The sequence below is a fragment of the Streptomyces sp. NPDC048606 genome (assembly GCF_040650855.1).
Taxonomy (GTDB): domain Bacteria; phylum Actinomycetota; class Actinomycetes; order Streptomycetales; family Streptomycetaceae; genus Streptomyces.
The window spans coordinates 23,753-42,279 of record NZ_JBEZIB010000010.1 but is presented as its reverse complement, the minus strand read 5'-3'; the positions used below and the strand labels follow the sequence as shown (position 1 = coordinate 42,279).

The following is an 18,527-nucleotide window of genomic DNA, read 5'->3' as shown; positions in this document are numbered from 1 at the left end:
CGCCCCGTCCGTCCCGGCCCTTCGGGGGGTCCGCCCCCGCGCGGACCCCCCGAACCGTCAGGAGACGAAGATCCCATGGTGATGACGCGAGGGCGTCCCGCATACGAAGATGGCGGCATGTCTGAGACCCTCCACAGCACCGAAGCGGCCCTTCTGCCCCGCCAGGTGGCCGACGCCTACGTCGACGATCTCGTCGCCCTCGACCCGATCACCGGCACCTACCTCGGAGTCGCCGAAAGCTCGCGCAGCCTGCCGGACTTCTCCCCCGCCGGTCGGGCGGCGGCCGCCGACCTGTGGCGCGCCACCCTCGCCCGACTGGACGCCGCCGAGGCGCTGCCCGGCGCCGACACCGAGATCGAGCGCCGCTGCGCGCGACTGCTGCGCGAGCGCCTGGGCGCCGAGATCGCCGTGTACGAGGCCGACGAGGACCTGCGCGCGGTCAGCAACATCCACTCCCCGGCGCACAGCGTCCGCGAGGTCTTCACCCTCACCCCCGCCGACACCGAAGAGGACTGGGCCGCGATCGCCGAGCGGCTGCGCGCCGTACCGGCCGCCCTCGCCGGCTACCGCGAGAGCCTCGCGCTCGGACTGGAGCGGGGCCTGCCCGGCAGCCCGCGCCCCACCGCCACCTTCATCGAGCAGCTCACCACCTGGGCGGGCGAGGACGCCGACACCCCGGCCTTCTTCGACGAGTTCGCGGCCGGCGGCCCGCGGTCGCTGCGCGCGGAGCTGGACGCGGCGGCGGCCGGCGCCACGGCGGCCGTGGTCGACCTGCGCGACTGGGTGCGCGACGTGTACGCCCCGGCCGTCGCGGACGCCCCGGACCCGGTCGGTCGTGCCCGCTACGCCCGTTGGGCGCGCTACTTCAACGGCACCGACCTCGACCTGGACGAGGCCTACGCCTACGGCTGGAGCGAGTACCACCGGCTGCTGGCGGAGATGAAGGCCGAGGCCGCCAAGATCCTGCCGGGCGACCCGAACCCGTGGGACGCGCTGCGCCACCTGGACGAGCACGGCACCCACATCGAGGGCGTCGAGGAGGTCCGGGACTGGCTCCAGGGCCTGATGGACGAGGCCATCGAGAACCTCGACGGCACCCACTTCGAACTCGCCGAGCGCGTCAAGCGGGTCGAGTCGATGATCGCCCCGGCGGGCGGCGCGGCCGCCCCGTACTACACGAACCCGTCGGAGGACTTCTCGCGTCCCGGCCGGACCTGGCTGCCGACGATGGGCCTGACCCGCTTCCCCGTGTACGACCTGGTCTCCACCTGGTACCACGAGGGCGTTCCGGGCCACCACCTCCAGCTCGCGCAGTGGACGCACGTGGCGGACCGGCTGTCCCGCTACCAGGCGGGCGTGGGCATGGTCAGCGCGAACGTCGAGGGCTGGGCCCTGTACGCGGAGCGGCTGATGGACGAGCTGGGCTACCTCAAGGACGCCGAGCAGCGGCTGGGCTACCTCGACTGCCAGATGATGCGCGCGGCCCGGGTGATCGTGGACATCGGCATGCACCTGGAGCTGGAGATCCCGGCGGACTCCCCCTTCCACCCGGGCGAGCGCTGGACGGTCGACCTGGCGCAGGAGTTCTTCGGGCTGCACAGCGGGCGGCCGGGGGACTTCGTCGAGAGCGAGCTGACCCGCTACCTGTCGATGCCGGGGCAGGCCATCGGGTACAAGCTGGGCGAGCGCGCCTGGCTGCTGGGTCGGGACAACGCCCGCGCCGCGCACGGTGACTCCTTCGACCTGAAGGCGTGGCACATGGCCGCGCTGTCGCAGGGCTCGCTGGGCCTGGACGACCTCGTGGACGAGCTCTCCAAGCTCTGAGCCCGCAGGCCCGCAGGCCCTGGGGCCCGCCACGCCGACCACGCCGAAGGGCCGGCCGCTCCCGCGAGGGGGCGGCCGGCCCGTCCGTGCCCGCGTACGCGCGCGCGGGGTTCAGCAGCCGCAGTCGTCCGAGTCGGTGGGGGCGGTCAGCGGGTCGGCCTCGGTCCGGCGCTGCGCGCCCTGCCAGGTCTCGACCTCGAAGCCCTCGCGGATCCAGTACTCGATGCCGCCGAGCATCTCCTTGACCTGGAAGCCCAGTTCGGCCAGGGCGAGGGCGGAGCGCGTGCCGCCGTTGCAGCCGGGGCCCCAGCAGTACGTCACCACGGGGACGTCCTTGTCGAGGAGCTTCTCGGCCTGTTCGGGGATCAGGGCCGTCGGCAGGTGGATCGCGCCGGGCACGTGGGCCTGGTCCCAGGACGGGGTGGAGCGGGAGTCGATCAGCTGGAAGCCCAGCTCGGCGCCCTGCTCGCGGTGCGCCTTGAAGGCGGCGGCCACGTCGGAGACGTCCGCGTGGAAGGCGAGGCTCGCCGCGAAGTACGCGGCGGCGGCGGCCGGGCTCGCCGGGGGGACGCGGAGCACGGGGTTCACGACGGGGGCGGTCGCGGAGGCGGAGGCCGTCGTGGAGGTGGTCGGGGCGGTCGTGGGGGCGGTGGCCTGCGGCTGCGTCGTGGTCATGGCCAGAAATCTACGAAGTGTTGATCGTTTACGGAAGGCACTTTCCCCGGCCTTCCGCTTGTTACCCCGGGGATTCCCCTGCTAGACCTTGCCCCATGAGCGGATATTCCCCCTACACCCCGGATGCCACCGACTGGCGGATCCTCGCCGCCCTCCAGGAGGACGGCCGCGCGAGCTTCACCGAGCTGGCCCGGAGCGTGTCCATGTCCGCGAGCGCCGTCACCGAACGCGTGCGCCGGCTGGAGGAGGCCGGGGTCATCACCGGCTACACCGCCGTCGTCGACCACGAGAAGCTGGGCAAGACCATCCTCGCGCTGGTGCGGCTGCGCTACCCGCACGGCAACTACAAGCCCTTCCACGACTTCCTCGACGCGACCCCCGAGATCCTGGAGGCGCACCACGTGACGGGCGACGACTGCTTCGTGCTGAAGGTGGCGGCCCGCTCCATGTCCCACCTGGAGGAGATCACGGGCCGCATCGGGGGCCTCGGACCGGTGACCACCAGCATCGTGTACTCGTCCCCGCTGGCCCGGCGTCCGATCAGTCCGTGACCCCCGCCGTGCGGTGGCGCACCACCGAGCCGCCGCGCTGCTTGACGATCTCCAGCTGGGCCTGGACGCGGGTGCGCAGGTCTCCGACGTGGCTGACGATGCCGACGCTGCGGTCGCGTTCGCGCAGCGAGTCCAGTACGTCGAGCACCTCGTCCAGCGCCTGTTCGTCGAGGCTGCCGAAGCCCTCGTCGATGAAGAGGGTGTCCAGGCGCATGCCGCCGGCCTCGTCGGTGACCACGTCGGCCAGGCCGAGGGCCAGGGCGAGCGAGGCGAAGAACGTCTCGCCGCCGGAGAGGGTGGCGGTGTCGCGCTCGCTGCCGGTCCAGGCGTCGACGACGTGCAGGCCCAGTCCGGAACGGCCTCGTCCGCCCGCGCGGGCGTCGGAGTGCACGAGGGTGTAGCGGCCCCCGGACATCCGCAGCAGCCGCACCGTCGCGGCGGCGGCGACCTGCTCCAGCCGGGCGGCCAGGACGTACGACTCCAGGCGCATCCGGCGCTCGTTGTCGGCGGAGGTGCCCGCGGTGAGCCCGGCGAGCCGGGCCACCCTCTCGTACGCCTCCCGCAGCGGGCCCAGGGCCCGCAGTTCTCTCTCCATCTGCCGCGCGAGCCGGTCCAGTTCAAAGCGGCGCAGCCGGGCGGCGTCGACCGTCGAGCCGGCGGCACGCAGCCGGGCGGCGGCGCGGGCCTCGTCCTCCTCGGCGGCGCGGGGGTCGGCGGGGGGCAGGGCCGCCGCGCGGGCGGTGTCCGCTTCCGCGCGGCGCTCGGCGAGGGTGGCCTCCTCGGCCTGCCAGGCGTCGAGGCGGTGTTGCAGGCCGGTGCGCTCGTACTCGGGCAGGACGGCCTCGGCCGCGGCGTCGACGGAGTCGAAGCCGGCCTTGAAGGCGGCGTCGGCGAGCTGCCCGTCGGCCTCCTTGAGGCGGGCGGCGGTGGTCTCGGCCCGGCGCAGCGCCCCGGCGGCCCCGGTGACCATGCGGATGCGGTCCTCCAGGGTGCGGGCGCGCGCCGCGACGCTGGGCGAGTCGCCCCGTACGAGGACCAGTTCGGCTTCCAGGGAGGCCTGCTCCCGGTCGAGGGCCTCCCGGCGGGAGGCGCGGGCGGCGGCGCGGCGTTCGGCGTCGAGCCGGTCGGAGCCGCGCGCCTCGTGCTCGCGTTCGGCGCGGGCGAGGCGCTCGCGGGCGGCGTGCAGGCCGGCGGCGGACGCGTGGGCGGCGGCGTGCCGTCCGCTCAGGTCCGCGGTGAGGGCGCGCAGTTCCTCGGTGCCGGCTTCGCCCGCCGCGGAGGCGGCCTCCCCCTCGGCCTCCCGCAGGGCGGCGAGTCGGCGCTCGACGCCGGCCCGGCGCTCCTCGGCCTGCTCGAAGCGGGCGTGGGCGGCGTCCTCGGCGGCCCGGTCGACGTGCCCGGCGGCGGGGCGGGCCGGGGCGGGGTGCTCGGCCGATCCGCACACGGCGCAGGGTTCGCCGGCGGTCAGGGCCTCGGCCAGTTCGGCGGCGATGCCGCGCAGCCGGGCCTCCTTCAGCTCCAGCCAGCGCTCCCGGGCGCCGGCGGACTCCTCGCGCGCGCGCAGCAGTTCGCCGTCGGCGGCGGTCGCGTCGGCGGCGAGCGCGTCGCGGCGCAGGGACGCGGTGAGCTGCATCCGGACGGGCTCCAGCCGGCCGGCGAGCTGCTCGGCCAGGGTGAGGGCCTGCTGGGCGGCGTCGACCCGTTCCTGGAGTTCCGTCCTGGTGGCCTCCCAGCGGGCGAGCCACTCGGCGGACTCCTGGCGCTGTTCCTCGGCGTCGCGGGACTCCCGGTCCAGCGTGGCGCGCTCGCGGCCGATCTCGGCGCTGCGCAGTTCGGCCCGCCGGGCGGCGCCGACCGCGCCGAGGTCCTCGCGCAGCCGCTGTTCCACGGCCGCCAGTTGCTCGACCCCCGCGCCGGCGAGGGGCGGGGGCAGCTCGGAGCGGGCCACGCCCTCGGCGTGCGCGGCGGTGAGGTGGGCGGCGGCCGCGGCTCCGCGCAGTTCGAGGGCGGGGGCCACGAGGGCGCCCCGGCGGGCCCGGTCCAGGAGGTCCCGTACGCGTGCGCGGTCCGGCGCGGCCCCGTCGAGGAGGGCGGCCCGGCGGGTGGTCTCGGCGTGCCGGTGCTGGAGGCGGTCGAGTTCCCGCTCCTCGTCGGCGGCCCGCCGGGCGGCGACGTGGCGCCCCTCCGCCGCGGCGAGCGCGTACTCGGCGACGACGAGCCGTTCCCGGGACCAGCAGCGGGCGACGGCCGCCCAGGCGCGGACGGCCTCGGCGAGGCCGGGTTCACCGGGCTGCCGGTCGGGCAGCGGCCAGGCCCGCAGGTCGGGGCTGTCGCCGGCGGCCTGGGCCAGGCGCTGGGCTGCGGCGAGCACCTTCTCGTCGCCGGCGCGCACCTTGGCCTCGGCGGCGCGGCGGCGGTCGGCGAGGAGGGACTCGACGGCGGCGAAGCGGCGGGTGTCGAAGAGCCGCCCGAGGAGTCGGCCGCGGGCTTCCGCGCCGGCGCGCAGGAACTGCGCGAACTCGCCCTGCGGCAGCAGCACCACCTGGCAGAACTGTTCCCGGCTCATGCCGAGGAGCTGTTCGACCTCCTCGCCGATCTCCTGGTGGGAGCGGCTGAGCCCGGTCCAGCCGTCGGCGGTGCGCTCGCGGAGCAGGCTCTGCGGCTTGTCCTTGGTGGTGCCGGTGCCGCGCTTCTTGGGCCGGTCCTGCTCGGGGCGCCGGGTGATCTCCAGGCGGCGGCCGCCGGCGGTGAGTTCGAGGGTGACCTCGGTCGGGGTGTCCGGGGCGGCGTGGTCGCTGCGCAGGCTGGTGCCGGGCGACTGGCGGGAGCCGGGGACGGAGCCGTAGAGGGCGTAGCAAACGGCGTCGAGGACGGAGGTCTTGCCGGCGCCGGTGGGGCCGTGCAGCAGGAAGATCCCGGCGCCGGAGAGGGCGTCGAAGTCGATCGTCTGGGGTCGGGCGAAGGGCCCGAAGGCGGTGACCTCCAGCCGGTGCAGCCTCATCGGTCGCCTTCCCGGCCGCTGTCCTCGCGCGCGCCCTGGACGCGCACCTCGTCGAAGGCTCCGCGCAGCACCGCGCGCTCGGCTTCGTCGGCGGGGCCGCCCCCGCGCACGTGGGCGACGAAGTCCTCGGCGATCTCCTGGTCGCTGCGGCCCCTGAGGCGCCGGGCGTAGGAGGCGGGGCCGTCCTGGACTCGTCCCTCGGGGTCGAAGGCGAGGCTGAGGGTGTGGGGGAAGCGGGTGGTGAGGCGGGCCATCGGGTCCTGGGGGCGGACCGTGTCGGTGAGGGTGGCCTCGATCCAGCTGTCCTCCCGGCCCGCGAGCGCGGGGTCGTCGAGGAGCTCCTCCAGGCGTCCGCGCAGGCGGGCGAGGGGGCGCGGGACGGGGGTGTCGATCCGTTCGGCGGTGACCTCGCCGGCGGGGCCGAGGTCGACGAGCCACATGGTCTTGCGGTGGTCGGCCTCGGAGAAGGAGTAGGCGAGCGGGGAACCCGAGTAGCGCACCCGTTCGTTGATCGTCTGGCAGCCGTGGAGGTGGCCGAGGGCGGCGTAGTCGACCCCGTCGAAGACGGCGGCGGGCACGGCCTCGACCCCGCCGACGGCGATGTCGCGTTCGCTGTCGCTCGCCTGTCCGCCGGTGACGAAGGCGTGCGCGAGGACCACGGAACGGGTGCCGGGGGCCCGGCCGGCGAGGTCGGCCCGGATCCGGTCCATGGCCGCGCCCAGCACGGCCTCGTGGCTGACCCCCGGCGCGGCGAACTCCTCCTTGACCAGGGCCGGTTCCAGGTACGGCAGCCCGTACAGGGCGACGTCGCCGTGTACGTCGGCCAGCACCACGGGGTCGGCGCAGCCCGCGGGATCGGTCCTGAGGTGGATGCCGGCCCGGCCGATCAGCCCGGCGCCGACGCCGAGGCGGCGGGCCGAGTCGTGGTTCCCGGAGATCATCACGGTGGGCACGCCGATTTCGGCGAGGCGGTGCAGGGCCCGGTCGAAGAGGTCGACGGCGGGCAGCGGCGGCACGGCGCGGTCGTAGACGTCACCGGCGACGAGGACGGCGTCGACCTCGTGCTCGCGGACGGTCTCGACGAGGTGGTCGACGAAGGCGGCCTGGGCGGTGAGCAGGTTCACGCGGTGGAAGGAGCGGCCCAGGTGCCAGTCGGAGGTGTGCAGGAACTTCACTCGACCGCTCCGACCCGCACGCCCGTTCTCCTTCTCGACCCCCGCGCGCGAACCCGCGCGCGACCCCGCACCGACCCTCCAGGCTAACCCCTTCGCGGCCGGTCCCCGGCGCCCCGGCCATGGCCCGGGTCCCGCCCGGGCGGGAGCGGGGGCCAGGGCCTGTAGTCGCCCGGCGGGCAGGCGGGAGTTCGACGACAGGCCCTGGACCCCGGTGCTCAGCCGTCGCCGTAGGCCTCGCCACCGAGCTCGAAGGTCGCCGTCCCCGCGGTGACGTCGGCCAGCCAGGCCCGGAAGGCCTCGACGTCCGCCTCGGGAAGCCCGATCTCGATGGCGACGGCCTCGCCGTAGCGCACGTCCAGGACGGCGCGGCCGGTGGCGCGCAGGTCGTTCTGCGTCTTGCCGGCGCGCTGGTGGTCGACGGTGACGGTGGCGAGCCGGTAGCGGTGGCGGGTGACGGTCCCGAGGACGTCGAGGGCCTCCCCGACGACTCCGCCGTAGGCCCGGATGAGTCCGCCGGCGCCGAGCTTCACGCCGCCGTAGTAGCGGGTGACGACGGCGACCGCGTAGCGGATGTCGCGCCGGGTCAGCATCTGGAGCATCGGGACGCCGGCGGTGCCGCCGGGCTCGCCGTCGTCACTGGCCTTCTGGACGGAGGCGTCGGCGCCGATCACGTAGGCGTAGCAGTTGTGCGAGGCGGTGGGGTGTTCCTTGCGGACGCGCGCGATGAACTCCTGCGCCTCCCGCTCGGTCGCGGCGGGCGCGAGGGAACACAGGAAGCGCGAGCGGTTGATCTCCGACTCGTGCACGCCCTCGCGGGCCACCGTCACGTACTGGTCTGCCTTCACCCGTCCACCCTACGGGCCGTGCCGACGGGAATCGGACGGGTGTGTGCCCGGTTGTACCGGCCGAGCACCACGACGGAACGACGACGCGACCGCGACGAGGCCGCGCCGGCGCGCCGGTGGTCAACGGCATCGGAACGGCATCAGGAGGCGGCGCCCGTGTACGGCGACCCGGCAACCATCCGCAGGATCCTCACCGAACTCGGCGACACGTGGGCCGTGGTGGGCCTGTCCAACAACGAGGACCGGGCGGCCCACGGGGTGGCCCGCGTGCTCCAGCGCTACGGCAAGCGCGTGGTCCCGGTCCACCCGAAGGCCGAGACGGTCCACGGCGAGCCCGGCTACGCCTCGCTCGCGGAGATCCCGTTCAAGGTGGACGTGGTGGACGTGTTCGTGAACAGCGCGCTGGCCGGCGCGGTCGCGGACGAGGCGGTCGCGGTGGGGGCGGAGGCCGTGTGGTTCCAGCTGGACGTGATCGACGAGGCCGCCTTCGCGCGCACCCGCGACGCCGGGCTGGACATGGTCATGGACCGCTGCCCCGCCATCGAGATCCCCGCCCTCTGACGACGCCCCGCCCCGGGCCCGCCTCACGCCGGCCCGCCGCGGCCCCGCCGCGCCCCCGTGAGGGGCGGCGGGCCGCGGCGGGGTCGCGGCGTCAGTGGGGCGCGGCCACCCCGGTGACCGGCGGGATGGACACCGCCATGGTCATCTCCATCGGTTCGGTCCCCTCGTTGCGGTAGGCGTGGGGCACGTTCGCCTCGAACGAGACCGCGCCGCCGGCGGGGACGACGTGACGCTCGTCGGCGATCACCAACGTCAGCTCCCCCGCCGTGACGTGCAGCATCTCGAAGGTCCCCGACGGGTGCGGGTCCGAGGCCGTGCCGTCACCGGCCTCCAGGCGGTAGATCCACATCTCCACCGGCCCGCGCCGGTCGTCGCCCAGGAGCATGTCCGCCCGGCTCCCCGCTCCACTGGACCACATCCGCACCCCCTCTCCCGGCCGCACCACGCGCACCTCGGGTGCGCGGTCGTGGTCGAGGAGGGTGGTGATGCTGACGCCGAGCGCGTCCGCCAGCTTGACCGTGGTGCCCACGCTGGGGTTCGTACGGGCCTGCTCGATCTGGATGATCATGCCGCGACTGACCCCCGCGCGGGCCGCCAGCGCGTCCAGGGTGAATCCGCGTTCCCCCCGCCACCGCTTGAGGTTGCGGGCGAGCGCCTGGGTGAGCTGTTCGAGATCCGACACCGTTCCGCCCAAAATTCCGAAGTCGTCCAATATTTTGAATGACAGAGTTCAATAGACTGAACTAACCTGCGCTGTACTACACGCTGCACCGCACCGTTCATCACACTGTACTGCGAGGCCCCTGTCATGACCGCCCTCTTCGCCCTGGCCACAGCCGTCCTGTGGGGCCTCGCCGACTTCGGCGGCGGCCTCCTGACCCGCCGCATACCGGCGCTCACGGTGGTCGTGGTCTCGCAGCTCGTCGCCGTGGTCGTCCTCGGCGCGCTCGTGCTCGGCACGGGCGCCTGGCACGAGACCGGTCCGCAGCTGTGGTTCGCCGTCGCCGCGGGCCTGGTCGGACCGGCCGCCATGCTCGCCTTCTACAAGGCCCTGGCCCTGGGCCCGATGGGCGTGGTCTCCCCGCTCGGGTCCGTCGGAGTGGTGGTCCCGGTCGGGATCGGGCTGGCCCTGGGCGAGCGTCCCGGACTCGGGCAGTTCGCGGGCATCGCGGTGGCCCTCGCCGGCATCGTCCTCGCGGGCGGCCCCGAGCTGCGCGGAGCGCCCGTACAGCGGCAGGCGGTCGTCCTCACCCTCGTCGCGGCCTTCGGCTTCGGCGCGGTCATGGCCCTGATCGCGGAGGCCTCCGAAACCCTGACCGGGCTCTTCCTGGCCCTGTTCGTCCAGCGGGTCACCAACGTCGCGGTGGGCGGCGCGGCCCTGTGGGCGCAGGTCCGGCGCGGGGTCCCGGCCCTGCCCGAGGGCGTCGGCCCCCGGGTGCTGTGGAGCATGCTGCCCGCGCTGGCCTTCGTCGGCCTCGCGGACGTGGCGGCGAACGGCAGCTACTCCCTGGCCGCGCAGAACGGACCCGTGACGGTGGCCGCCGTCCTCTCCTCGCTCTACCCGGTGATCACCGCGCTGGCCGCGTTCGCCGTGCTCAAGGAACGGCTGCGCACGGTCCAGGCCGCCGGCGCGGGGCTCGCCCTGGCCGGTACGGTCCTGCTCGCCGCGGGCTGATCAGACCCCGCTCTGCTCGGCCTCCGCCAACAGCGCCAGTCCCCGCAGCTGCTCCGACGTGAGCCCGTCGGGGATCGGCACCGGCGCCGGGGTCCGCAGCGGGGGAACCCAGCCGGTCTCCGGCTCCCAGCGGCGCACGACCCGGGCGGGCGCCCCCGCCACCACCGCGCGGTCGGGCACCTCGCCCCGTACGACGGACCCCGCGGCCACCACCACGTTGCGGCCCAGCCGGGCCCCCGGGAGGATCACCGCGCCGGTGCCCAGCCAGCAGCCGGGGCCGATCTCCACCGGCGCGCTGCGGGGCCACTGTCGGCCCACGGGCTCGTTCGGGTCGTCGTAGCTGTGGTTCGTGGAGGTGATGTAGACCCCCGGACCACAGAAGGTGTCGTCGCCGATGGTGATCCGGGTGTCGGCGATGACGTGGCTGCCCCGGCCCAGGACGACGCCGTTGCCCAGCACCAGCACGGGATCCGGGCCGAGATCGAGGTCGGGCATCATCCCGGCGGTCAGGGTGACCTGCTCGGCGATGATGCAGTGCTCGCCGAGCCGGATCCACCGCTCCCCGAAGACGGTGCCCTGGGGAAAGGCCAACCGCGTCCCGGCGCCGATCGCGCCGAAGCGCAGGCGCCCGGGGGTCCGCGCGGTGACCGCCCCGGCGCGCTGCATCCAGCGCCAGCCGGCGTGCGCCACGCGGCTCGCGGCCCGACCCGGCAGGTCCGCCAGGGATGAGAACGTGTTCTGCTTCTTCGGCACCCGGCCACGGTAGTGGGCCGCGCGCCGGGCGTCCGGAACCCGTTCCTGTGATCTTCACCCCATCACGACCGTCCGCCGGGGCGTGCCCTACGGTGCCGGTAGCGCGGCAGACCGGAAAACCGCGGCCCCGCCGGTCAGGGGGGCCGCTCCAGCGAGCACGGAAGAAGAGGCAAGAGCATGACCCCACAGGCGAACCACGGCCAGGCCCTCGTCGCGGCCGTCGGCGACCGGCACCCGTCGGTGGACCCGACGGCCTTCACCGCTCCCACCTCGGTCGTGGTCGGCGACGTCACGCTCGGCGCCGGCGCGAGCGTCTGGTACTCGGCCGTGCTGCGGGCGGACTGCGGCCCGATCGTCCTCGGCGCCGACAGCAACGTGCAGGACAACTGCACGCTCCACGTCGACCCCGGGTTCCCCGTGTCCATCGGCGAGCGGGTGTCCATCGGTCACAACGCCGTCGTGCACGGGTGCACCGTCGAGGACGACTGCCTGATCGGAATGGGCGCGACGGTGCTGAACGGCGCGGTGATCGGGGCCGGTTCGCTGGTCGCCGCCCAGGCCCTGGTGCCGCAGGGCATGGTGGTCCCGCCCGGTTCCCTGGTCGCCGGGGTACCGGCGAAGGTCCGGCGCCCGCTCACCGACGAGGAGCGCGAGGGGATCAAGCTGAACGCCGCGATGTACAACGAGCTGGCGAAGCAGCACCGGGCATCGGTGACCCCGCAGGGCTGAGACGGGACGGGCCGGTGTCGGCCGGGGCGCGTGCCCCGGCCGACACCGGCCCGTCACCGGGGCGCGCGGCGCCCCGTCCGATCCGTACCCCCGGCCGATCCGTGCCCCGTCCGGTCCGCGAACGGGTGCCGCGGCCGGGTCGCTCCGCGAACGCGTCAGTCCGCGACGGCCACCGGCTCGGCGACCGGCGCGGCGGCCTCGCGGGCGGCCGCCGCCGCCTTCTTCATCCGGCTGCGCAGGACGAGCGTGACCGTGAGGCCGATCAGCAGGGCCACCACGAGGGCCAGCCACGAGAACCGCTTCAGCCACGGCTCCGCGACGACGCCGACCGAGTAGATGACGGCGGTGGTGCCGCCGGCCCACAGGATCCCGCCGAACACGTTCGCGACCAGGAACCGCCAGTACGGCATGCGCAGCACGCCCGCCAGCGGCCCGGCGAAGATCCGCAGCAGGGCCACGAATCGGCCGAAGAAGACGGCCCACATGCCCCACTTGTCGAAGGAACGCTCCGCGAGCGCCACCTGGTCGGGCCCGAAGTGCTTCGGGAAGCGCCGCCCGAGCTTCTCCAACAGCGGCTTGCCGCCGCGCCGGCCGATCGCGTAGCCGATGGAGTCGCCGATGATCGCACCCGCGATCGCGCACAGGCCGAGGACCACCGGGTCGATGTCCCCGTGCTGCGAGGCCAGCAGCGCCGAGCTGACCAGGATGATCTCGCCCGGCAGCGGGATGCCGAGGCTCTCCAGTCCGATGACCACCCCCACCAGGAGGTAGACACTGATCGCCGGAATCGTCTCCAGCCATTCCTGGATGTGCACCGGTACGTCCTCCCGAGTCGTCACCCGGCGCGCCCCCGTGACACGCCGAACGGGCAGCCTATCCGCTCCTCAGCCGCTCCTCACCACAGTCTTTGCCCGCAGGGGCAGTTCGCGCGAGGAACGACCGACGAACACTTCGCGACGGCCTGAACCCGGCACCCAGGCCTGTCGCTCCGCGTCCCAACACGACAGCGCCCGCGCGTCCACGTCCACGGTGACCCGCTGCTCGCTTCCCGGCTCCAGGGTGAGCCGCCGGTAGCCCACCAGGACGCGCACCGGCTGCTCCAGGGCCAGGTCCGGGGAGGGGCCCAGGTAGACCTGCGCCACCTCGACGCCTTTGCGGCGGCCGGTGTTGCGAACGGTGAACTCCACCCGCAGCCCGCCGCGTCGGGCGCCCACGTCGAGCTCCCCGTAGGCCCAGGTCGTGTACGAGAGCCCGTGTCCGAAGGGGAACAGCGGCGCCACCCCCCGCGCGTCGTACCAACGGTGGCCCACGTGCACGCCCTCGGCGTACTCCCGGCGCACACCGGTCGCGGGCCGGCGCCGCGGGTCGGCGCCCGTCGGGCGGGCCCGTTCGTCGGCCGGGTAGGTCTGCGCGAGCCGGCCGCCCGGGTCCGCGTCCCCGAAGAGGAGGTCCGCGGTCGCGCCCGCGCCCTCCTGGCCCGGGTGGTACATCTGCAACACGGCCCCGGTGCCCGCGAGCCAGGGCATGGTCGTACTGGACGGGGTGTTGAGCACGACCGTGGTGCGGGGGTTGACGGCGGTGACGGCCTCGATGAGCGCCGCCTGCCCGCCGGGCAGCCCCAGGGTGGCGCGTTCGCCGCCGTCGCCGGGGTCCTCGTGGGCGAACAGGACCACGGAGCGTGCCGCCTCGGCGACGGCGACGGCGTCGGCGCGGTCGGCGGCGCGGCTCGCGCCGGTGATGTGCCGCAGTCGCAGCCGCTGCCCGGCGCTCCCGCCGCGCGCGGAGACGGTGATCCGGTGGGCGCCGGCCGTCAGGGCGAGGGTGCGGCGGGAGACGCGCATCCCGTCGGGGGCGCGGTCGAGGAGACCACCGCCGGGGGCCGCCCCCGCGGCCGGGGCGGCGGGGAACAGCTCCTGCCCGTCGAGGCGTACGGACGGTCGCGCTCCGGTGTGGTGGACGAGCAGGGTCCACTCGTCGGCGGCGGCGAGGGTGAAGGTGCCCGCGTAGTTCCAGTCTCGGCCCGCGTCCACCTTCCGCTCCGCCGTCTCGACGGGCGGGGTGAGCAGGCCCGGCGGGAGGGGCCTGCCGTGGACGTCCTCGCCGACGGCGTGGCGGACCTCCCCGGCGGCGCCGACCCGCCGCCGGATCTCGGACAGGGGCGAGGCCGCGCCCGCTCCGGCCGCGCCCTCGTGGAGGGCGGCGGGCCCGATCACCGCGACGGAGCGGGCCTCGGCTCCGGTCAGCGGCAGGGTGGCGCGGACGTTGTGCAGCAGGACGGCTCCGGCGACGGCGACCTGGCGGGCGAGGCGGGCCCCGGCGCCGGGTTCGGGCGCGGGGCGGGCCGGCGGCCTGGGGGAGAGCAGCCCGAAGCGGTCGAGGGTGGTCAGGATCCGGCGTACGGCGAGGTCCAGGGTGGCGGGGGACACGGAGCCGGCGCGGACGGCCGCGCGCAGCGGGGCGCCGTAGTGGGTGCCGCCGGGCATCTCCACGTCGAGGCCGGCGGCGATCGCGGCGACGGTGCTGTGGGTGGCGTCCCGGTCGGACATCACCCAGCCGTCGAAGCCCCACCGGCCGCGCAGCACTTCGTCGAGGAGGGCACGGTCCTCGCAGGCGTAGGTGCCGTCGAGCCTGTTGCCGGAGCCGACGACGACGCCCGCGCCCGCGGTCACGGCGGCCTCGAAGCCGCGCAGTTCGGTCTCGTGGAGGGCCCGGTCGGAGACGCTCACGTCGAGGGCGGCCCGGCCCGGCGCCCGGCCTCCGAGGGCGAAGTGCCCGACGGCGGAGATCAGGCCCTCGTCCTGGATGCCGCGCACCACGGCGGCGACGAGGTCCGCGGTGAGCCGGGGGTCCTCGCCGAAGGTCTCCGACGCGCGGCCGGCGTACGGGCTCCGGGCGAGGTCGGCCACCGGTGCGAGCAGGACGTCCTGGCCGAGGGCGCGGCCCTCGCGGCCGAGGACCCGGCCGTACTCGCGTGCCAGCGCGGGGTCGAAGGCGCAGGCCAGGAGCAGGGGTGCGGGCAGCACGGTGGCGGGCCGGTCCACGCGTACGCCGGCGGGGCCGTCGGCGACGCGCAGGGCCGGGATGCCCAGGCGGGGGACGCCGGGTAGGTATCCGCCCCGGCCGCGCGGCGCGGGATCGGGGGCGCCGTGCAGGAGGGCGGTCTTCTCGTCGAGGGTGAGGCGGGCCAGGAGGGTGTCGATGCGGCCGGTGGCGGCGGGGCGCGGGGCGGCGGCCGGGGAGGGCGCGCCCGTACGTCGGACGGTGGGCGGTACGGGCGGCGCGCAGCCCGTCGTCGCCAGGAGCGAGGCGGCGGTCGCGCCGGCGAGGGCTCCGAGGCCGCCGAGCCGGCTCAGCCACCGGATCGTGGAGCGTCGGGACACGGCCTCGCTCATGGGGGCTCCCTGCGGCGGCGTGGGTCGACGGGAGCGGCCCCGCGCCGGACCGCTCCCCCGTCCACTGTGCTCCGCGGGAGCGCCGCGGCCCGGGGGGCGCGCCCTCGGGCGCGCCAGGTTCAGCCCTGCGGCGGCCGCGGCGCGTGCCCGGAGGCCGCCCGGAGTTCCCCGCGGGCCCCGGGGCGCCCGCCCCCACGGCCCCGGGCGCGCGCCGTGTGGGGCGCCACCCGGGGTACCGCGCCGGGTCTCGCGCCGCGCCCGCCCGCCCGGCGCGGGCACCGCGCGGGCACCGCCCGGGGCGGGCGCGACGGGGCCCGGGGGGACTACGCGTTGGGCCGCAGGGTCCAGACGACGACCATCTCGCCCGTCACGGCCTCGTCCTCGCGCTGGATGGCGATGGTGACGGGGAACTCGGGGCGACCGCCCGCGTCGAGTTCGGCGACGACGTCGGCGGCGGGGCGGCCGAGGGTGGCGGTGGCGGTGACGACGCCCTTGGCGAGCTTCTTGTAGCCGATCTCGGCCTTGACGGCGAGCGGGACGGCGCGCGAGAGCTGGTCGCCGAAGGCGGCCAGGACGATGGCGCCGCTGGCGGACTCGGCGAGGGTGAACATGGCCCCGGCGTGCGGGCCGCCGACGTGGTTGTGGAAGTCGGGCTGGTCCGGCAGCCGGACGACGGCGCGCTCCGGGGTCGTCTCCAGGAACTCGAGGTTCAGGGTGCGGGCCATCGGGACGGTCTGGGCGAGCAGTTCGCCCACGTTCATCTGTTCTGCGCTCATGGAACGCGATGTTACCCACGAGTAGATGGCCTTGGCCAGACCTCGGCCGGGGGGTGGTCGTGGCCGCCCCGCCCCGCTCCCACTATCGTTACCGGCCATGTGGCCAGGACAGCAGCAGCCGCCCGGGGGCGAGCAGAACCCCCAGGACGCGCATCAGAACCCGTACCAGCAGCAGCCGGGGACGCCGAACCCCTACCAGCAACAGCCGCAAGCGGGATTCGGACAGCAGCAGCCCGGCTACGGGTACCCGCAGGCCGGCTATCAGACACCGCCGCCGGTGCAGCCGTGGGGGCAGGCCCAGCCGCCCGCACAGGCCCGGGCCGGCCGGAGCCCGTACGCGACGAAGACGGTGGCCATCGTCGCCGCCTCCGCCGTCGTCGTGACGGCGGCCGTCACCGCCGCCTTCGTCCTCACCCGGGACGACGACGCGGGCAACCAGGCCGACGACAAGCCTCCGGCCTCCGCCCCCGTCGCCCCCGCCGCACCCGCGCCCGCCGCCCCGAGCGGCAACCCGCGCTCGGGCGAGGCCCCCAAGCCCGTGATCCCGGGCTGGAAGGTGGTCATCAACACCAAGTACGGCGCGGCCTACGACGTACCTCCCGAGTGGAACGTCAACGACTCCGGCGTCTCCCTCTTCTTCGAGGACGAGGTCAAGGGCGACGGCTCCCCCGTCATCACCATGTCCGGCACGGCCACCCTCAAGAGCGAGTGGTGCTCGGTCGACAAGGACAAGGACGGCGACCTGGAGAAGTTCTCCCTCGCCGACACCGGCATCAAGGGCGGCCAGGGGGCCAAGGACACCGCCCAGCTCGCGACCGACAACACCGGCAGCTGGGTCTGGGCCGGCTTCGCGCAGAAGGAACCGAAGGGCACGGTCAAGGTGACCGACCCCAAGGAGTACACGACCTCCTCCGGCCTCAAGGGCCACACGGTGATCGCGACCGCCGCGAACGTGAAGAAGGAGACCAAGTGCAACACCGACGGGAAGGCGATCGGCTTCGGCTTCAAGAACGCCGTCGGTGACTTCGCCAGCTTCACCCTGATCACCGCGGCCGGCGTCAAGGAAGAGGTCCAGGCCGACGTCTACGACAAGGTCCTCAGCTCGATCCGGCTGACCTCCTAGTCCTCCCGCCGGTCCTTCCGGACTCCGCCCCGCCGCGGGCGCCCTTCGCCGCACCCGGGCCGACAATCGGTTTTGATTCTCGGCCCGGGGCGGGGATAGTCCGTGGGTGAGCACTCCCCCCGTCGTCCCGTCCCCCGGCGCGCGCCGCCACCGGCCCGCGTGGGCCGGCCGCAACTACACGCTGCTGACGGGCGCCGCCGTGGTCACGCAACTCGGCAGCCACGGAGCGCTCATCGCCTCCGCCTTCGCCGTGCTCGACGCCGGCGGCAGCAGCGGGGACGTCGGCCTCGTCGCGGCGGCCCGTACGCTGCCCCTCGTCCTCTTCCTCCTCATCGGCGGCGCGCTCGCCGACCGGCTCCCCCGCCACCACGTGATGGTCGCGGCCAACGCCCTCAACTGCGTCTCCCAGGCCGTCTTCGCCGTCCTCGTCCTGACCGGCGACCCACAGCTGTGGCAGATGATGCTGCTCACCGCGCTGTGCGGCACGGGCACCGCCTTCTTCAGCCCGGCCGCCGAGGGAATGCTCCTCTCCACCGTCTCGGGCGAGCACTCCAACCGGGCCTTCGCGCTCTTCCGCATGGCCATGAGCAGCGCCGGCGTCGGCGGCGCGGCGCTCGGCGGCGCGATGATCGCCGCGATGGGGCCCGGCTGGGTTTTGGCCGTGGACGCCCTCGCCTTCGCGGTCGCGGGCGGTCTGCGCGCCTTCCTGAAGATCGAGGAGGTCCCCGACCGCGCTCCCGGCGGCGGGCTGCTCGCCGACCTGCGCGAGGGCTGGGTGGAGTTCCGGACCCGCCCCTGGCTGTGGAGCATCGTGCTCCAGTTCTCCGTCGTCGTCGCCGTGGTCGGCGCCGCGGAGGCGGTCTACGGTCCCCTCGTGGCCCGCGAGCACCTGGGCGGGCCAGCCCCCTGGGGCGTGGCCCTGGCCTGCTTCGGGGTGGGCACCATCGCCGGCGCCGTGCTGATGATGACGTGGAAGCCGCGCCGCCTGCTGCTGGTCGGCACCCTGTGCGTCTTCCCGCTCGCGCTGCCGTCGGCGGCGCTGGCGGTACCGCTGCCCGCGTGGGGGCTGTGCGTGGTCATGTTCGTCAGCGGCACCGCGATCGAGGTGTTCGGCGTCAACTGGATGAGCACCATGCACCAGGAGATCCCGGAGGACAAGTTCTCCCGCGTCTCCGCCTACGACTGGTTCGGCTCGGTGTCCATGCTGCCGGTGGCCACCGCCCTGGCCGGTCCGGCCGAGGCCGCCTTCGGCCGGTCCACCGCCCTGTGGGGCTGCGCCGTCGTCGTGCTCCTCGGCACCGCCGCGGTGCTGTTCGTCCCGGACGTACGCCGCATGACGCGCAGGCCCCACCTCCCGGTGGCCGGCTCCCCCAAGGCGGCCGCCACCCCCGACCACTCCACCCCCGACCGCGCCGCGCTCTGACCCACCGCGCGCCGACGGACGGGG

The 18,527-nt window shown here is 75.0% G+C and carries 16 protein-coding genes; 7 read left to right on the top strand and 9 right to left on the bottom strand.

Annotation, left to right across the window (positions count from 1 at the left end):
• Positions 1 to 117 precede the first annotated feature (117 nt).
• Positions 118 to 1,824 carry a DUF885 domain-containing protein gene (locus AB0D01_RS13135; protein WP_363055223.1) on the top strand — a complete coding sequence of 569 codons (1,707 nt, stop codon included), beginning with the start codon at positions 118 to 120 and terminating at the stop codon, positions 1,822 to 1,824.
• A gap of 111 nt (positions 1,825 to 1,935) precedes the next feature.
• On the opposite strand, the gene AB0D01_RS13130 is transcribed toward AB0D01_RS13135, so the two are convergent.
• Entirely contained in the window at positions 1,936 to 2,499 is a 564-nt protein-coding gene (locus AB0D01_RS13130; protein WP_363055222.1) for a rhodanese-like domain-containing protein, read from the bottom strand.
• Between the two features lie 95 nt (positions 2,500 to 2,594).
• Between AB0D01_RS13130 and AB0D01_RS13125 the strand changes: the two genes are divergently transcribed.
• Positions 2,595 to 3,050: an Lrp/AsnC family transcriptional regulator gene (locus AB0D01_RS13125; RefSeq protein WP_363055221.1), complete on the top strand. Its 456-nt coding sequence runs from the start codon at positions 2,595 to 2,597 to the stop codon at positions 3,048 to 3,050.
• Here the strand turns inward: AB0D01_RS13125 and AB0D01_RS13120 are convergent.
• The 3 genes from AB0D01_RS13120 to AB0D01_RS13110 form a co-directional block, all read right to left on the bottom strand.
• Entirely contained in the window at positions 3,040 to 6,051 is a 3,012-nt protein-coding gene (locus AB0D01_RS13120) for an SMC family ATPase (protein ID WP_363055220.1), read from the bottom strand. The two genes, AB0D01_RS13125 and AB0D01_RS13120, sit on opposite strands and share 11 nt — an antisense overlap.
• A complete protein-coding gene (locus tag AB0D01_RS13115; RefSeq protein ID WP_363055219.1) occupies positions 6,048 to 7,226 on the bottom strand; it encodes an exonuclease SbcCD subunit D in 1,179 nt (392 codons plus the stop codon). The genes AB0D01_RS13120 and AB0D01_RS13115 overlap by 4 nt, the downstream gene beginning before the upstream one ends.
• Positions 7,227 to 7,441: 215 nt before the next feature.
• Positions 7,442 to 8,071 carry a YigZ family protein gene (locus AB0D01_RS13110; protein ID WP_363055218.1) on the bottom strand — a complete coding sequence of 210 codons (630 nt, stop codon included), beginning with the start codon at positions 8,069 to 8,071 and terminating at the stop codon, positions 7,442 to 7,444.
• A gap of 156 nt (positions 8,072 to 8,227) precedes the next feature.
• Here AB0D01_RS13110 and AB0D01_RS13105 point away from each other — a divergent pair, with 156 nt between their 5' ends.
• Positions 8,228 to 8,632 carry a CoA-binding protein gene (locus tag AB0D01_RS13105; protein ID WP_363055217.1) on the top strand — a complete coding sequence of 135 codons (405 nt, stop codon included), beginning with the start codon at positions 8,228 to 8,230 and terminating at the stop codon, positions 8,630 to 8,632.
• 91 nt (positions 8,633 to 8,723) lie between these two features.
• Here the strand turns inward: AB0D01_RS13105 and AB0D01_RS13100 are convergent, their stop codons facing one another.
• Positions 8,724 to 9,314, bottom strand: coding sequence for an XRE family transcriptional regulator (locus tag AB0D01_RS13100; RefSeq protein WP_363055216.1), 591 nt, complete (start codon positions 9,312 to 9,314; stop codon positions 8,724 to 8,726).
• Between the two features lie 126 nt (positions 9,315 to 9,440).
• Here AB0D01_RS13100 and AB0D01_RS13095 point away from each other — a divergent pair, with 126 nt between their 5' ends.
• Positions 9,441 to 10,307 carry a DMT family transporter gene (locus tag AB0D01_RS13095; RefSeq protein ID WP_363055215.1) on the top strand — a complete coding sequence of 289 codons (867 nt, stop codon included), beginning with the start codon at positions 9,441 to 9,443 and terminating at the stop codon, positions 10,305 to 10,307.
• Here AB0D01_RS13095 and AB0D01_RS13090 read toward each other — a convergent pair whose 3' ends face one another.
• Entirely contained in the window at positions 10,308 to 11,060 is a 753-nt protein-coding gene (locus tag AB0D01_RS13090) for an acyltransferase (RefSeq protein WP_363055214.1), read from the bottom strand.
• 177 nt (positions 11,061 to 11,237) lie between these two features.
• Between AB0D01_RS13090 and AB0D01_RS13085 the strand changes: the two genes are divergently transcribed.
• Positions 11,238 to 11,789: a gamma carbonic anhydrase family protein gene (locus tag AB0D01_RS13085; RefSeq protein WP_363055213.1), complete on the top strand. Its 552-nt coding sequence runs from the start codon at positions 11,238 to 11,240 to the stop codon at positions 11,787 to 11,789.
• A gap of 155 nt (positions 11,790 to 11,944) precedes the next feature.
• On the opposite strand, the gene AB0D01_RS13080 is transcribed toward AB0D01_RS13085, so the two are convergent.
• The 3 genes from AB0D01_RS13080 to AB0D01_RS13070 form a co-directional block, all read right to left on the bottom strand.
• Positions 11,945 to 12,604: a DedA family protein gene (locus AB0D01_RS13080; RefSeq protein ID WP_363055212.1), complete on the bottom strand. Its 660-nt coding sequence runs from the start codon at positions 12,602 to 12,604 to the stop codon at positions 11,945 to 11,947.
• A gap of 69 nt (positions 12,605 to 12,673) precedes the next feature.
• Complete coding sequence (locus AB0D01_RS13075) at positions 12,674 to 15,181, bottom strand: glycoside hydrolase family 3 N-terminal domain-containing protein (protein WP_363055211.1); 2,508 nt, start codon at positions 15,179 to 15,181, stop codon at positions 12,674 to 12,676.
• A gap of 323 nt (positions 15,182 to 15,504) precedes the next feature.
• Positions 15,505 to 15,942 (bottom strand): DUF4442 domain-containing protein, encoded by a 438-nt coding sequence (locus AB0D01_RS13070; RefSeq protein ID WP_363055391.1) that lies wholly within the window; start codon positions 15,940 to 15,942, stop codon positions 15,505 to 15,507.
• A 112-nt stretch (positions 15,943 to 16,054) separates the two neighbouring features.
• Between AB0D01_RS13070 and AB0D01_RS13065 the strand changes: the two genes are divergently transcribed.
• Both AB0D01_RS13065 and AB0D01_RS13060 read left to right on the top strand, forming a co-directional pair.
• A complete protein-coding gene (locus tag AB0D01_RS13065) occupies positions 16,055 to 17,080 on the top strand; it encodes a hypothetical protein (RefSeq protein ID WP_363055210.1) in 1,026 nt (341 codons plus the stop codon).
• 106 nt (positions 17,081 to 17,186) lie between these two features.
• Complete coding sequence (locus AB0D01_RS13060; RefSeq protein WP_363055209.1) at positions 17,187 to 18,503, top strand: MFS transporter; 1,317 nt, start codon at positions 17,187 to 17,189, stop codon at positions 18,501 to 18,503.
• The last annotated feature ends 24 nt before the right edge of the window (positions 18,504 to 18,527 follow it).